This is a genomic window from Gemmatimonas groenlandica, assembly GCF_013004105.1.
GTDB lineage: Bacteria > Gemmatimonadota > Gemmatimonadetes > Gemmatimonadales > Gemmatimonadaceae > Gemmatimonas > Gemmatimonas groenlandica.
Map to the genome: position 1 here is coordinate 671,720 of NZ_CP053085.1, position 15,308 is coordinate 687,027.

The window sequence follows — 15,308 nt, forward strand, 5'->3', positions numbered from 1 at the left end:
ACCCGATGAAGGGGACCCGTTCAACATGGGGCGGACCGGCAACGGCTGCTAGATTCCGCGCGATGACAGCCCAGTCCCCCGCCACCATTCGATACGGCACGATCGCCATTCTGTTGGCGGTGCTCTGTTGGGGTCTGCTGGGCGTCATGTCGCGCGTGGCCATGGCCGACGGCTCGCCACCCCTCACGGTGGCCTTCTGGCGGGCCGCGATCGCCGCTGTGCTGTTCACGGTTCACGCCGCGTTTACGCGTGCTGAGCCCATGCACAGCGCCGATCGCCCCGCCGCCGTGTTTCTCGGTGTGGCCGGCGTCGCCGTCCTGTACTACTCGTATCTGAACGCGATCGAGCAGGGCGGCGTGGCGTTGTCGTCGATCCTGATGTATTCGGCGCCGATCTGGGTGGCGATCGGCGGACGGATCTTCTTTCACGAACGGGTCAGCGCGCGGGCCGCCGCGGCGCTTTCGCTCACCCTGGTCGGCGTCGCCATCGTAGCGCTGGCCAGCGGCACCGGCGAGGTGCGCTGGTCGCCGGGTGCGGTGGGGTGGGGTTTGCTCTCGGGCGCGATGTACGCGCTCTACTTTCTGGTGGGGCGTCGGCTCTTTTCGCGCAACGCCTCGTCGCGCGTGATGGCGTGGGCGTTGGGCGTCGGCGCCGCCACCATGCTGCCGTTCGTGCAGTTTCAGTCGCTCTCGCGCTCGGCCTGGGGCGGCGTGGCGTTCCTGGCCGTCGTGTGCACGTATGCGGCGTATCTCGCCTACGCCGAGGGGGTGAAGCGACTGCCCTCGGCGCGCGCTGCCACGATTGCGACGCTGGAGCCGGTGATTGCGGTGGTGGCCGCGTACGTGGTGTGGGGGGAACGACTCTCGCCGCTGGGGCTGGCGGGAGCGGCGCTCGTGATCGCCGGTGTCTTGCTCAGCGCGGCTGGGGAGTCGCGCAGAGGTGCCGCATCGCCACGTCAGCCAGCGAGCCTTTGAACGACGGACCGAAGCCAGGGATCTTCACCTCTTTGTGCATGCCGACTTTCTTCCCCGCGTCGTCGAGGTAATACCAGCTCTCTTTCGTCGCCACGGTCTGCTTGGCGCAGTCGACCATCGCGATCGTGCGCGAGCTGCGCAGATCACCCAGGGCATGTTTGAGTGGCGGCTGCAGGCGCACCCGCACCGTGGCGGTCGTAATTCCGTTGGCGCGTCGCACCGAATTGGCCTCGAGAAATACCGGCGTGCCCACCGACGTCTTGCCGATCTCGACCAGTTTCTGTGCGGCGGCCGGCGATGCCAACAGCACCGATCCGATCACGACGAGCATTGAGGCTTTCATGTCAGCGGCGTCGGCGGGCGGTGGAGTCGGGAACGAACGTGAACGGCAGCTGCATGACCTGCTGCACGACGCGTCCCTTACGCACCGCGGGCACGAAGCGCTGCTCGCGCACGGCACGGCGCACCGGCTCGACCAACGCACGATGCGTGGTCGTGATCGAGTTGAACGTCTCCATCACCGCTTCACCGTTGGTACCGACCACGAACTCGGCGATCAGTTCGCCGGCCACCTGCGCATCGAATAGGGAGTCGGGATAGATCGGCCGCACGAGCATGGACGAATCGACACGCGCGCCGGCGTCGACATCAGTGGCCGTGAATACCGTGGCCTCCTCGAGCAACTGCGCGATGCGCGCGGCCGGCGTGACCTCGCCTTTCTTGAGCTTCTTCTCGCGATACTCGCCGCGGCGCGACCACAGGACGATCGTGCCACAGCTACTGCTCATGCGCTGGTTGCCCTGGAACTCCATCGGCACGCTGGCCGGGCCGCTGTACACCTCGATCCCTTCGAACGATCGCGGGTCGACGGCATCAAGATCGAATTCGGCGGCAAACAAGCCTTGGCCGTCGATCCACACCAAGGGAGAACACCGGGCGCCTCGAATGCGCACTTTGTTCTCGAGGCCACGTGACTCGATGCGGATCCCCGGCACCGAGCGTAGGAGGTCCGACATCCTGTTCGGCTGACGCTTTTCGATGTCGGCCTGCGTGAAGTAGCGTCCGCCGCCCGCCTGCAGTCGCTTGTAGAAGCCCGCCATCGGCCCAGTCATGTCGCGTCGGCCGATCACTTTCACCGCTGCGATATTCTGGGCGATCTGGCTCATCGTCACGGTCGGCTCGATCGACTGTCCGGCCACGACGGTGACGAGGAGCGATTCCGGTCGGTAGCCAATGCGGCGTACGCGTAGCCACATCGCGCCTGCACTCACTTTGGCGGCGGTGAACTGGCCGGCATCGTCGGATTCGGCGAAGTCGACGGCGCTACCGAACCGGATCTGTGCACCGACCAGCGGCCGTCGTAACTCGGTCAGGACGGTGCCTTTCACGAGCCCGGTAAGGACCGGCGTGGCGACTTGCGCGGCGAGGTCGGTGCAGGGCAGAAGCGCCGTGGCAGCGCATGCGGCCAATGCGACGCGCCAGCGTCGGGTTGCGCGCAGATTCTTCAGGTGGGACGAGCAGTGCGGCATAGGAGACCGAGCGGTGGGCTTGTGTGGTCCTCCCGTCAGGGTAGCATGTGAATCATGCACAGCGCCACCCGCCTCATCAAGACGACCGTCTTTCACCTGCTTTTATTCCCGCTGGCCGTTGCCTGTGTCCCCTGGCGTCGGGCCCCGCCGCGCGAGCCGCCGGTAGCCAACAGGCTCGTCCTTGCGCTCGACGGGGTGGACTACCGGGATGTCGTGGAGGCGCGTGCCAGGGGACTGTTCGCCGGGTTCCGGGAGCCGAGTCGCCTGATTTCGACCTTCCCGTCGATCAGCGACGTGTCGTGGCACGACATCATGGGTGTGCAGCCACCCCCGGGATACCAGCGGATTTTTTACAGCGCGCGACAGAACGCGGTGGTGGGCGAGTTGTTCGACGCGATCAAACCGATCGAGTACGAGCATCGTATGGACTTCGCTTTCGGCACGAAGTTTCATCACCTCGGGGCGTATCTGCTCTCGAATCAGGTGGCGCGGAAGGAAGTCGACGTCGACGTGAAAGAGTTCCTGAAGCGCGGCGGTCGGCCCACGATCTATGCGTACAATGTCGGGCCCGACGCGCTGCAGCACACGCGCGGGGATCTCGACAGATATCTCGCGCATCTCGACCGCAAACTGGCGGAGTTGCAGCGGACGTATCGTGCGCGTACCGGTCGCGATCTCGAGATCCTGATACTGTCCGATCATGGACACAACCGCGCCATCTCGGCCGACTTTCTCCCGGTGGTCGAGGCGCTGGAGCAACAGGGCTTTCACACCGCGCGCACGCTGCGCGATCCCCGTGACGTGGCATTCAGCGTCGATGGCGTGACGACCGGCTTTGGCGTCTTCGCGAACCCCGACTCGGTGGAGCGCGTGGCATCGCTGTTGGCCGCGCTCGACGGCGTGGCGGTGGTGACGACACGCGAGAGCGCCGGGCGCTTCCTCGTGCGCGCCGATAGCGCGTTGGCCGAGGTGACGACGCGCGGCCGCGGTGATTCCGCCGTGTACCGTTATCGCCCCGTGCGCGGCGACCCGTTGCGCTATGCCGCCGTGCTCACGCGCATGCAGCACGATCGTGAGGTATCGCCGGACGGCTACGCCACGGCAGCGACGTGGCTCCGTTACACGGCGTCCGAGCCGTTTCCGGCCGCGCCGCCCCGCATCGTTCGTGGGCACACTGCGATCACACTCAATCCGGCGCCGATTCTCGTGTCACTCGACGACAAGATGCGGGTGGGACTCGGCGCGGTCTCGGTGGCGAACCGCATGCGTCCGCTGGGCGGGACTCATGGTGCCCTGAGCGCCACGAATTCGCTTGGCGTGCTGATGGCCAACTTCGTGGATACGCACGACGACCTCACCGCGTCGGTTCGGCACCAGTTCGGCGGGTTCGACGATCTGCCCGATAAGGCCCCGCACGCGTCATCGCTGCGGCTCGCGACCACCGCGATGGTGCGGGCCGATCGCTGGAGCAGCTTCAGCGGCGACGCCGTGCCAGCGGCCCTGTCGGCACTCCCCGACACCGAGCCGGTCCTTCTGCTGTCGCTCTCCGATGCGGATCGCCGCTGGGCTGGTGCTGCCGCGCGCGTGTTGGTCGACGTCCGCAAGAAGGATCGCGGGGCCGACGGAGGAACGGCCGTGTCCAACAGCTACTGGGCCTTGGCAAAATGGACGGCCTCGGCCGATGGTCGGGCCTTCGCGATGACAGCCTCGCGGCTGGCCCTGTCCAGACTGGCGCCGTCATCCGCGTTCGTGGTGCGCGTGGTGCTTGACCGCGTTGCCGATCCTGGCGTGAAGACGCGCGGCGCGGACTCAAAGGTCGTGGCGTCGCTAGTCGTACGCACCGACGCCCATGGTGCGGTCGCGATCTACTAGGCCAAGGTGTAAGATAGGAAGGATGTGCTCGGTGTGTTCCCTCCCGATCTCGCGGCCCCCTCTGGCGTCCCTATGTCTCGATTGATCGCCCGCTCGTGGGCAGCGCTTCCAGCGCTCGCCTTGCTCGCCGCTTCAGCGGCTTCTGCCTCCGCACAGTCCGGCACGCGACTGCTGCGCACGCCAAGTGTGAGCGCGCAGCACATCGCGTTCGCCTACGCCAACAATATCTGGGTGGTCGAGCGCGCTGGTGGCGCGGCACGCCGCCTGACGAGCTTTCAGGGGCAGACGCAGAACCCCAAGCTCTCGCCTGACGGCGCGCTGATTGCCTTCAGTGCCGAATACGCCGGCAACACCGACGTGTACACGGTGCCGGTGGGTGGTGGTCAGCCCAAGCGCCTCACGTGGCATCCGTCGGCCGACATGGTGCAGGGCTGGACGCCAGATGGAAAGTCGGTGATGTTCGCGAGCCCGCGCGCGTCGTGGGCGCCGTCGGCCGCGCAGCGGTTCTGGACGGTGCCGGTAACCGGTGGTGTGGAAACACCGATGCCGATGCCGCGCGCGTATCAGGGCAAGCTCTCGGCCGACGGCAATCGCGTGGCGTATCGCATGCCGAGTTCGTGGGATGAAGAGCGCCGCAACTATCGCGGTGGACAGAACAAGCCGATCTGGATTCTCGATCTCAAGAGTTTCGTGCTCGACTCGACGCCGTTCACGAACTCGAAGGAAATGGACCCGGTGTGGGTGAACGACGCTGTGTACTTCCTGTCGGATCGCGATGGTGTGTCGAACGTATTCTCGTACGACACGAAGTCGAAGCAGTTGGCGCAGATCACGAAGTTCCGTGACTTCGACGTGAAGTCGCTCGATGCGTCGGCGGGCACGGTCGTGTTCGAGCAGGCCGGCTATGTGCACGAACTCGATGCCAAGACGGGTCGCGAGCACGTGGTGAACATCACGGCCGCCGGCGACTTCCCGTGGATGATGGCGTCGTGGAAGGATGTGTCGTCGCGTATCACGAGTCTCGCGATTTCAGCGACCGGCAAACGGGCCGCGGTGGAAGCGCGCGGCGAGATCTTCACGATCCCCGCCGAGAAGGGCGATGTGCGCAACATGACCAACACGAGCGGCGCGGCCGAGATCGCGCCGGTCTGGTCGCCCGATGGCAAGTCGCTGGCGTTCTTCAGCGATGCCAGCGGTGAGTACAAGCTGGTGATCGCACCGCAGGATGGACTCGGCGCGCGTCGCGAGATCACGCTGCCCGAGCCGAGCCGTCCGTACTCGCCAAGCTGGTCGCCGAACGGCCGCAGCATCGCGTTTCAGGATACGCACTTCCGCATCTGGATGGTGGACGTCGCGAGCGGGCAGGCCAAGGTGGCCGACACTGATCCGTATTTCATGGCCGACCGTTCGATCGTGCCGGTCTGGAGCCCCGATTCGCGCTACATGGCGTATCCGAAACGACTCAAGTCGCTGTTCCGCGCGATCTTCGTGTACGACGCGGAGACGGGTGCGGTGAAGCAGATCACCGACGGCCTCGCCGATGCGACGGCACCGGCGTGGGACGCCGGCGGCAAGTATCTGTGGTTCCTGGCGTCGACGAACTTCGCTCTGAACTCGTCGCTGCTCGACATGTCGAAGTACGACCGTCCGGAAACGCGCTCGCTGTATCTCACGGTCCTGAGCAAAGCTGACGCGTCGCCGTTGCTGCCGGAGAGCGACGAAGAGGCGGCGCGCACGCGGGGCGACAGCGCGGCGGCACCGGCGGCGGCGCCGGCACGCGCCGACAGCACGCGACCGGCGGCAGCCCCCGCGCCGCGAGCGGTGCGCATTGATTTCGACGGCATTCAGCAGCGCATCATTGCGGTGCAGGGTGTGGCTGAACGCGACTACGGCGACCTGCGCGCGGGGCCGGCTGGTACCGTGTTCTTCCTCGAGCCGGTGCCGGTAACGGGCACTGGTGGCGCCAGTGCTCCGGGTGGAGGCAACACGCTGCATCGCTTCCAGCTGTCTACGCGCCGCGCCGCGCAATTCGTGACGGGTGTGGCGCAGTACGTGGTGAGTGCCGATGGCCGCAAGCTGCTGTATCGCACGGGTGGTGCGCAGGGCGGGTTGTATCTGGTCGACGCCGACCGCACTGTGCCGACGGCCGGCACTGGTCGTCTTACGGCGACGCTACGTGCGTACATCGATCCGCGCGAAGAGTTCCGGCAGATCTTCAACGAAGGCTGGCGGAATCAGCGTAACAATCTGTACGTGAAGAACGCGCATGGCGCCGACTGGCCGGCGGTGAAGCAGATGTATGAGCCACTGCTGGCGCATGTGAATCACCGTGCCGATCTGAATTATCTGATCGACAACATGGGCGCCGAGATCGCGATCGGGCACTCGTACGTGCGCGGTGGCGACATCCCCGACGTGCCGGCCAACACGGGCGGCCTGCTGGGCGCCGACTTCACGATCGAGAACGGGCGCTATCGTCTGTCTCGCATCTACGACGCGGAGAGTTGGAATCCGGAGCTGCGGGCGCCGCTCGCGGTGCCGGGTGTGAACGTGAGCACCGGCGACTATGTGCTCGCCATCAACGGCGTGGAGCTGCGCGCGCCGGATAACATGTTCCGCTTGCTCGACGGCACCGCGAACCGGCAGACCGTGCTGACGGTGAACTCGCGTCCCGAGATGCAGGGCGCGCGCAGCGTGACCGTGCTGCCGATCGCCAACGAGCAGGGTCTCCGTACCCGGGCGTGGGTGGAGTCGAACCGGCGCAAGGTGGATTCGCTGTCGCAGGGCAAGCTGGCTTATGTGTATCTGCCGAACACCGGTCAGCCGGGTTACACCAGCTTCAATCGCTACTACTTCGCCCAGCAGGACCGGTTGGGCGTGGTGGTCGACGAGCGGTACAACGGCGGCGGCTCGGCGGCCGACTACATCGTCGATCTGCTCGGCCGCGACTACGACGGCTACTTCAACAACCCCGTCGGCGAGCGCTATCCGTTTACCAGCCCTGCCAATGGGATCTGGGGACCGAAGGTGATGATCATCAACGAAATGGCGGGATCGGGCGGTGACCTGATGCCGTACATGTTCAAGCGCCGCAAACTTGGCCCATTGGTTGGTGCACGCACGTGGGGCGGACTGGTGGCCACCACCGACACGCCGAACTTCGTGGACGGCGGCTCGATGATCGCGCCGCGTTTCGGTTTCTTCTCGCGCGACGACAAGTTCGCGGTCGAGAACGAAGGCGTCGCACCGGATATCGATGTCGAGAATTTCCCGAAGGACGTGATCGCCGGTCGCGACCCCCAGCTCGAGCGGGCGGTGCAGGAAGCGATGCGGCTGCTCTCCACGTGGAAGAACGATCGCGCCACGAAGGAGCCTTTGCCCCCGGTGTGGGGCAAGCGGAAGCCGTGACGACATTCAATCCGCGTATCTGGAATCGGAAGCTGCACCGCTGGGGCTCGATCGGCGTTGCGCTGCCGTTCGTTATCGTTCTCTGTAGCGGACTGCTCTTGCAGCTCAAGAAGCAGCTCGCCTGGGTGCAGCCGCCCGAGGAGAAAACGTCAGTGCGCGTGCCCACGGTCACGATGGAGCAGATTCTCGCCACCGCGCAGTCGGTGCCCGAGGCGAAGGTGTCGAGCTGGGCGGACATCGATCGACTCGATGTCCGCCCGGGCAAGGGGATCGTGAAGGTCGCGACGATTACCAATTGGGAGATCCAGATGGAGCTCGCCACCGGCGCGCTGTTGCAGTCGGCGTATCGGCGGTCGGATCTCATCGAGACCATTCATGACGGGTCGTTCTTTCATCCGCTCATGAAGCTCTGGGTCTTCTTTCCCGCGGCCGTGATCGTGCTCGGGCTCTGGATCACGGGGATGTATCTGTTCATCCTGCCGTTCCGTGCGCGGGCCAACAAGCGACGCGTGGTGCCGTCGTCCGTGGGGCCGTCGGCGGAGTGAGCACACCCGCCGGACCGCCGTACTCCAATCGCTCCGGCGTCAACGTGGATGGTGCCGGCGCGGCGACGTGGATGGTGCAGCGGGCGCGCGACCGACTCCCGCGTCCGCCCGCGCATCCCATCGTCGGCGTCGCGCCGGATCTTGCATTCATTCATGGCAACCGCGGTGAGCCGGCGCTCACGTGGATCGGCCATTCATCGTTGCTGCTGCAGATCGACGGCGTGAACGTGCTGATCGATCCCGTGTTCAGTTCGCGGGCCTCACCATTTCGGTTCGCCGGCCCCAAGCGTCACCAGCCTCCTGGCCTGCGCGCCGACCAGCTCCCGCGCATCGATGTGGTGGTGTTGTCGCACAACCACTACGATCATCTCGATCGGCGCTCGATGCGCGACGTGGCGGTGCAGCGTGGTGGCACTCCGGCGTTCATCGTGCCGCGTGGCACGGAATCGTGGTTTGCCACGAATCTGCCGCGCGCGGCGCAGGATGCCCGCGTGATCGGCTGCGCGTGGGATGACGTGGTGCGATGGCCCGGCCTCACGCGGGAACTCGAGCTGCATTTCTTATCGGTGCAGCATTGGTCGAATCGCACGATGCTCGATCGCAATCTGTCGCTATGGGGCAGCTGGGCCATCGTGCACCCCGACTTCCGCTTCTGGTACTCCGGTGACCTCGGTTACTCGAACGAACCGCGCGAGATCGGCGCGCGCTTCGGTCACTTCGATGCCGCCGCGATCGCGATCGGTGCCTACGAGCCGCGGTGGTTCATGCGCACGCAGCACGTGAACCCCGAGGAAGCGGTGCAGGTGATGCTCGATGTGAATGCGCACGAAGCTGTTGGTGTGCATTGGGGCACGTTCGCGCTCACCGACGAGCCGCTCGATCAGCCGCCGCGCGATCTGGCGGCCGCGCTTACGGCGCGCGGGTTACCGCCCGATCGGTTCCGGGTGCTGCGCCATGGCGAGACGCGTCGCTACCGGTGGCCAGATACACCAGCAGGGGCGGACACCCCATGATGAGTGTGGCCGGCCACCACCAGATGGCGCGGCCGCGAGCCCGCAGATCACGCGCCAGCCACACGAGGACGATGGCGGTAAACACGCCCATGTCGTTCCAAGCCATGAACACCATGGGATCCTGCCGGAGTGTGGCCCACGCGTAGGCGAGCCCGACCGTGGCCGAGCCGTGCAGCTGCATCCACGTATAGAACGACCACTGTTCGTAGGCGAAGAAGAGCGCCGCGAACGCGAAGAGTGCGACGCGTCGCATCAACCGGGCGGCTTCTCGTATTCTTCGGTGGGTAGCTTGAACGCCGCCACGAGCTTCGGTTCTCCGTTGATACCCAGAACGCGCTGCGCGACGTACTCGCCAACCACGGGTCCGAATTTGAATCCCTCGGCCTGACCGACACCGGCGATCCAGGCGTTCGACGTGCCTGGCACGTGATCGATGATGAAGTTGCCGTTCACGCTCGATTCGTAGTGACAGGCGCGCGTTTCGAGCAGCGGGGCGTTGGCCAGCAGCGGAAAGCGCGCGGCGAGGAAGCGACGGGATCCATCGATGCGATCCTGACTGGCCCAGCGACCGCTGGTGTCGGGGTCTTGCTGGAGCGGATCGGCCGCCACGGGTGCACCCGCGGCGGGTCCCACGGCAGCCGGGGTCGCGGGCGCCGTGCCAGCCGGTGGCGCCGGCGGTGCGATCGCGCCGCGCACGCGGAAGCCGCGCGAGTCGACGGGCAACACGGGCCAGCCGGTGACACCCGGAAAGTTGAAACTGGGAAGATTGGGGAACGTGAATCGTGAATCGCCGACCGGCACCCCGAAGTAACAGGCGACGCCGATGGGTACGCGCATCCTGTTCTCCATATATGGAAAGAGTTTGCGCAGCCACGGTCCACAGGCGAACACATAGGAATCGCCGCGTACGGTGGTGCCGTCTTCGAGGATCACGCCATCCATCGAGCCGTTCACGATCGGGCCGGGACGTACTCGGCTGATGACGAGCTTCACTCCCATCTTTTGGCCAACGGCGGCCACCGCCTGCGTCGCGGCCCGACAGCGCACGACGCCGGCATCGGGCTCCGTGATGGCGATGGTCATGTCATCGGCCTTGATGACCGGATACCGTTTGCGCAGTTCGGCGCCGTTGAGCACCTCATGCGGCACGTTGTTCGCCTTCCAGAGCTCGAGCGTCTTCGTGATGAAGGGCTCGGCCGTCGCCCGCATGATCACATCGCCCGTTTGGTGGAAATACGACGTGCGGAAGACGGGCGCCCATTCCTTCTCGAAGAGCCGCCAGCGCTCGATCGCGGCACGTGCCCACGGGGTCCAGAGCTCACCGGTCGCGCGATCGCCGTACGACGAGCGGATGCCCCGCGTCTCGTCGCCGCTGGTGGAGCGCGAGTTACCGGGGCCGTAGGCGTCGATGAGGGTGACGCGGGCGCCACGCTCGCGGAGATGGTAGGCGGTCCATCCGCCCCAGGCGCCGGCACCGATCACGACGACATGCCCGACGCCGCCGTCCTTCGCTCGACCGCGCTCGATGCCGCGCACCGGGGCGGCTGATGCAAAGGCCCCAGCGGAGGCGCAACCTGAGGCGAGCAAGGCGCCCGCGCCGACACCGGCGATCCGGAGGAAGTCGCGACGGGGCAGGGCCGAGGGCTCGTGCGCGGGATCCTCCATGGGATCCTCAGCGGGATTCAAACGTTCGTGGTCAGGCGGGGTAAGCGTCATGGGGCGAAAATGTCCACAAGCCCGCACAATCGCAATCGACTTTTACGAAAGGATCACGAGATGCCGCGCACGTCACACCTTGTCAGCGTTCTGCCCGCGACGCACGTTGATCGGCCATGACGATCAGCAACGTTCTTCCCAGCGCATTTCTCGCGACGGTGGTCGCCGCCAGCGTTTTCGGTGGTAGCCGGATGTCCGCGCAGCGCCCTCTGGCCGTACCTCCGCTGCGCGCCGCGATGTTCGTAGCCGACAGCGCCAAGTTGTATACCGAAGCCCAGGCGGTCGAGGGGGCGAAGGTGTGGACCGCCACATGCTCGGGCTGTCACGAATCGAAAGATGTCACCAGCGCCGACTTCAAGACGAAATGGGTCGGTCGTTCGTTGTTCGAGCTGTATGAGCAGATCCGGACGACCATGCCCGACGATGCGCCTGGCACGTTGACGCCGGAGCAGTACCTGACCTCCGTTACATACATTCTGAAGCTCAATGGGCTGCCGGCGGGCGAGACGGCCCTCGTGTCCGATTCGGCAACCATGTCGACGCTGAAGTTCGAGTTGCCGGCACCACCGCCGACATCACCGTTGGTACCGTAATTCCCGTCGTCCCCGTCGGCGGACGTTTCGTCCGTCGACGGGAATGCGATTGTTGTATTCAGAGCACGCTTAATGCCGTTCGATATTGACAGGGGATGTACCGCGCCGTACCCTCTCGCGGTCCTACTGTATCAGTCCTACACCAGTTCGATAGCGGCGCGACCGATTTTCGCAGCCCTCGGTGACGGATTGTCAGTTCGGACTGTTGTCCCGCGTAGTGCCGCTCATCCCCTTGTAGTTCCCACCGCGTGCGTGTCACGTACCCGGGAGCGTCGCGCGATTTCCGCAGCGTCCTTCCGTTCCCCTCGCGCCTATCGGGTGTTTCGACGCCCGTGCACCGTAGTGGCATGGCCAACTGGATTGCCCGCCGTCAGGCGAGCGATGGATGTTGGCCGTGGCCATGTTCGGCCACACTGGGTGGCCGTTGAGTGATCCAGCTCTCTGAGGGAGTCACGAGATGCGATTGTTCGGACCCGTCGCGACTGATCGTGGCGAGCGAATCCGCTCGCCACATCATTCCGTTTATCGCCGCCCACTGGCCGCTGTATGCGCCCGCCTTGCCCTGTTTGCCGGGCTCGTCGGCGCCTCCTTGCTTGCGGCTCCGCGCCTCGAAGCGCAGGCTGCCGGCGGAACTATCTCCGGACGCGTCACCGACGCCGCCACCGGGAACCCGGTCTCCCAGGTACGTGTGCTGGTCTCCGGCACGCAGAACGGTACGCTCACCGCCGATAACGGGCGGTACACGCTTCGCGTCACCACGACTGGTGCCGTGACGCTCGATGTGAATCGCATCGGCTACGAAGCACAGAAGATCACGGTGACGGTCGGCGCCACGCCGGTGGTTGCCGACGTCCAGATCAAGCAGGCGGCCTTCTCGCTCGCCGCCGTCGTCACCACGGTGACCGGCCAGCAGCGTAAGGTCGAACTGGCGAACGCCACGGCGCAGATCAACGTGGCCGAGAAGATCGCCGAGCTCCCCGTGTCCAACATGGGCAGCCTGCTCTCGGGTCGTACCTCCAGCGTGCAGGTCGTGCAGACCGGCGCCACCGGTACCGGCTCGCGTATCCGTATCCGCGGCCAGAACTCGTTCTCGCTCTCGAACGATCCCATCGTCGTTATCGACGGTGTGCGTGCCACCTCGACCACGAACAACGCTCTTGGCGTTGGTGGTTCGGGCCCGTCGCGTCTGGACGACATCAACCCCTCCGAAATCGAGACCATCGAAATCGTGAAGGGTCCGTCGGCCGCCACGCTATATGGCACCGAAGCGGCGAACGGCGTGGTCGTCATCACGACCAAGCGCGGTAAGTCGGGCAAGACGAACTACAGCCTGAGCGTCGAGAACGGCAAGATCGACAACACGGCTGAATATCCCGACCTGTGGACGCTGTGGGGCCGCACCGCGGCCTCGCCAACCCGGGCCGTGCCCTGCTTGCTCACGGCCGTGTCCCTCGGCACCTGTACGTCCGTGGATTCGCTCTCGCACGGCAACATCCTGAACGATCCGAACCTGACCCCGCTCAGCGACGGTAGCCGTCGGCAGTACAACCTGCAGGCGTCGGGCGGCAACGATAAGGTGCAGTTCTTCGTCTCCGGTCAGACCGAAGGCGAAACGGGCATTTACAAGCTGCCCGACAACGAAATCGCGCGACTCAAGGCGCGCCGCGGTGTGACCGCGTTGCCGTCGGACATCGTGCGCCCGAACGCCTTGGCGCGTAACAGCTTCCGCGCCAACGTGAACGCCGAGCTCCGCAAGGGACTCTTCGTGCAGGCATCCTCCGGCTACGTGAACAGCGAGCTGCGCCTGCCGCAGAACGAAGACAACGGCAACGGCCTCATGGTGCTCGCCCTCGGCGGCCCGTGGCGCGCCGACCTGGTCGATGCGCAGGGCGATTCGCTCCGCGGCTATCGCGCCTTCATGCTGGGTGATGTGCTCTCGCAGACCACCAAGCAGGGGCTCAATCGCTTCATCAACAGCGTGTCCGCCCAGTGGACGCCGACCACGTGGCTCGCCACCCGCGCCGCGATCGGCTCGGACTACACCGGCCGCAACGACTTCTTCATCTCGAAGGTCGGTGAAGGCCCGAATACGGGCACGGTCCGTACCGGCAACATCCAGAGCCAGCGTGTCGACATCAACCAGCAGACCGCAGACTACGGTGCCACCGGCACCTTTCAGCTGACCGATTGGATGAAGTCGACCACGAGCATCGGTATGCAGTACATCCGCAACGCCGTGGGCCTCACGTCGGGTACCGGTATCGGCCTGCCGCCGGGCGGTGTCACGGTGTCATCCGCCGCGACGCGCTCCAGCACCCAGACGTATAACGAGCGTCGCACGCTCGGCTACTACGTGGAGCAGCAGGTCGCCCTGCGCGATCGCCTGTTCATCACGGGCGGCGTGCGTCGTGACGCCGCCAGCGCCTTCGGTGCCAACACGCGCGCTGTGTACTATCCGAAGCTCGGTGCGTCGTGGCTCATCTCCGACGAGACGTTCCTTCCGCTCCCGGAGTTCGTGAACTCGCTGCGTCTGCGCGGTACGTACGGCGCGTCGGGGCAGATCCCGGGTGCGACCGACGCCGTGCGCTTCTACTCGCCGGGTCCGCTCACGACGGCCAGTGGCGATGCCCCGGCCGCATCGCTCGGCTCGCTCGGTAACGCCAACCTCAAGCCGGAATACTCGGCCGAAACCGAATTCGGTTTCGACGTGGCCATGTTCTCCGGTCGTACGAACATCGAAGTGACGTCGTATAGCAAGAGCACGACGGACGCCCTGATTCAGCGCCAGATCGCGCCGTCGCTGTCGGGTCTCACCACGCAGTTCGTAAACATCGGCAACATCAAGAACTCGGGTGTCGAGTTCACGTGGAATCAGCGCATCATCGACCGTGACGCCGCGGCACTCTCGTTCGCGTTCACCGGTTCGACGAACAAGAACCGGATGACGAAGCTTGGCGAAGGTGTTTCGTCGATCGCGTCGGGTAATCGCGACACGCAGCAGAATCGTCCGGGTTATCCGTTGTTCGGACTCTGGAGCCGGCCGATCAACTTCAGTGACAAGAACAACGACGGCATCATCACGTTCAACGCGAACCGGGACCTCAGCGAGCTGACGTTCGGACCCGTTGGTGGTGATACGGCGGTGTACCAGGGCAACACCTTCCCCACGCGCGAAATCGCGTTCTCGCCGACTCTTGAGCTATTCAACAAGAAGCTCAAGATTTCGGGTCAGGTGGACAGCAAGTGGGGCTTCAAGAAGTTCAACAACACGCTGCGTCACCAGTGCATGAACGGCGTGACCTGCCGCGGCCGCTACGATAAGAGCGCCTCGCTGCAGGAACAGGCCAACGCGTTGGCGACGTCGCAGGCGGTGTACACGGGCATGTTCGAGAACGGCGCGTTCACGCGCTTCCGCGAACTGTCGGCGTCGTACGAAATGCCGACCAAGTGGGCCAACGCGGTTCGCGCGTCGCGCTGGAGCGTCATCGTCACCGGCCGCAATCTCGGCGTGATCACGGACTACACCGGCGTCGATCCTGAAGCCGCGCAGTCCAACAACGACGCCCGCGGTAACGAGGAGTACTTCTCCACGCCGCCTCTGCGCATCATGACGCTGCGCATGAACTTCTCCTTCTGAGACGACCCACATCCATGCGAT

11 protein-coding genes are annotated in these 15,308 nt (G+C 65.3%); 7 read left to right on the plus strand and 4 right to left on the minus strand.

Features of this window, described 5'->3' with window-relative positions; genetic code table 11:
* Window positions 1-62 precede the first annotated feature (62 nt).
* Window positions 63-974 (plus strand): DMT family transporter, encoded by a 912-nt coding sequence (locus HKW67_RS02760; protein ID WP_171223942.1) that lies wholly within the window; start codon window positions 63-65, stop codon window positions 972-974.
* Here HKW67_RS02760 and HKW67_RS02765 read toward each other — a convergent pair.
* Window positions 913-1,317, minus strand: coding sequence for a surface-adhesin E family protein (locus HKW67_RS02765; protein WP_171223943.1), 405 nt, complete (start codon window positions 1,315-1,317; stop codon window positions 913-915). The two genes, HKW67_RS02760 and HKW67_RS02765, sit on opposite strands and share 62 nt — an antisense overlap.
* A 1-nt stretch (window position 1,318) precedes the next feature.
* On the minus strand, window positions 1,319-2,503 hold the full coding sequence (locus tag HKW67_RS02770) for a TonB-dependent receptor plug domain-containing protein (protein WP_171223944.1): 1,185 nt from the start codon (window positions 2,501-2,503) through the stop codon (window positions 1,319-1,321).
* A 54-nt stretch (window positions 2,504-2,557) separates the two neighbouring features.
* Between HKW67_RS02770 and HKW67_RS02775 the strand changes: the two genes are divergently transcribed.
* From HKW67_RS02775 to HKW67_RS02790, 4 genes are all read left to right on the plus strand, one after another.
* Window positions 2,558-4,375, plus strand: a complete 1,818-nt coding sequence (locus HKW67_RS02775) for a hypothetical protein (RefSeq protein WP_171223945.1) — start codon at window positions 2,558-2,560, stop codon at window positions 4,373-4,375.
* A gap of 72 nt (window positions 4,376-4,447) precedes the next feature.
* On the plus strand, window positions 4,448-7,783 hold the full coding sequence (locus tag HKW67_RS02780; RefSeq protein ID WP_171223946.1) for a S41 family peptidase: 3,336 nt from the start codon (window positions 4,448-4,450) through the stop codon (window positions 7,781-7,783).
* The gene (locus HKW67_RS02785) at window positions 7,780-8,328 is read left to right on the plus strand and encodes a PepSY domain-containing protein (protein WP_171223947.1); all 549 of its coding nucleotides are present in this window, start codon (window positions 7,780-7,782) and stop codon (window positions 8,326-8,328) included. The genes HKW67_RS02780 and HKW67_RS02785 overlap by 4 nt, the downstream gene beginning before the upstream one ends.
* Window positions 8,325-9,341: an MBL fold metallo-hydrolase gene (locus HKW67_RS02790; RefSeq protein WP_206044582.1), complete on the plus strand. Its 1,017-nt coding sequence runs from the start codon at window positions 8,325-8,327 to the stop codon at window positions 9,339-9,341. Before HKW67_RS02785 ends, HKW67_RS02790 begins: the two co-directional genes overlap by 4 nt.
* On the opposite strand, the gene HKW67_RS02795 is transcribed toward HKW67_RS02790, so the two are convergent.
* Window positions 9,238-9,594, minus strand: coding sequence for a hypothetical protein (locus tag HKW67_RS02795; protein ID WP_171223948.1), 357 nt, complete (start codon window positions 9,592-9,594; stop codon window positions 9,238-9,240). The two genes, HKW67_RS02790 and HKW67_RS02795, sit on opposite strands and share 104 nt — an antisense overlap.
* Window positions 9,594-11,006: an NAD(P)/FAD-dependent oxidoreductase gene (locus tag HKW67_RS02800; protein ID WP_171223949.1), complete on the minus strand. Its 1,413-nt coding sequence runs from the start codon at window positions 11,004-11,006 to the stop codon at window positions 9,594-9,596. The genes HKW67_RS02795 and HKW67_RS02800 overlap by 1 nt, the downstream gene beginning before the upstream one ends.
* A gap of 167 nt (window positions 11,007-11,173) precedes the next feature.
* Here HKW67_RS02800 and HKW67_RS02805 point away from each other — a divergent pair, with 167 nt between their 5' ends.
* Window positions 11,174-11,650 (plus strand): c-type cytochrome, encoded by a 477-nt coding sequence (locus HKW67_RS02805; RefSeq protein ID WP_171223950.1) that lies wholly within the window; start codon window positions 11,174-11,176, stop codon window positions 11,648-11,650.
* 457 nt (window positions 11,651-12,107) lie between these two features.
* A complete protein-coding gene (locus HKW67_RS02810) occupies window positions 12,108-15,287 on the plus strand; it encodes a SusC/RagA family TonB-linked outer membrane protein (RefSeq protein ID WP_171223951.1) in 3,180 nt (1,059 codons plus the stop codon).
* The last annotated feature ends 21 nt before the right edge of the window (window positions 15,288-15,308 follow it).

Coding starts and splice junctions, on each gene's coding strand:
- HKW67_RS02760 (WP_171223942.1), top strand. CDS start 63: ATGACAGCCCAGTCCCCCGCCACCATTCGATACGGCACGATCGCCATT.
- HKW67_RS02765 (WP_171223943.1), bottom strand. CDS start 1,317: ATGAAAGCCTCAATGCTCGTCGTGATCGGATCGGTGCTGTTGGCATCG.
- HKW67_RS02770 (WP_171223944.1), bottom strand. CDS start 2,503: ATGCCGCACTGCTCGTCCCACCTGAAGAATCTGCGCGCAACCCGACGC.
- HKW67_RS02775 (WP_171223945.1), top strand. CDS start 2,558: ATGCACAGCGCCACCCGCCTCATCAAGACGACCGTCTTTCACCTGCTT.
- HKW67_RS02780 (WP_171223946.1), top strand. CDS start 4,448: ATGTCTCGATTGATCGCCCGCTCGTGGGCAGCGCTTCCAGCGCTCGCC.
- HKW67_RS02795 (WP_171223948.1), bottom strand. CDS start 9,594: ATGCGACGCGTCGCACTCTTCGCGTTCGCGGCGCTCTTCTTCGCCTAC.
- HKW67_RS02800 (WP_171223949.1), bottom strand. CDS start 11,006: ATGGAGGATCCCGCGCACGAGCCCTCGGCCCTGCCCCGTCGCGACTTC.
- HKW67_RS02805 (WP_171223950.1), top strand. CDS start 11,174: ATGACGATCAGCAACGTTCTTCCCAGCGCATTTCTCGCGACGGTGGTC.
- HKW67_RS02810 (WP_171223951.1), top strand. CDS start 12,108: ATGCGATTGTTCGGACCCGTCGCGACTGATCGTGGCGAGCGAATCCGC.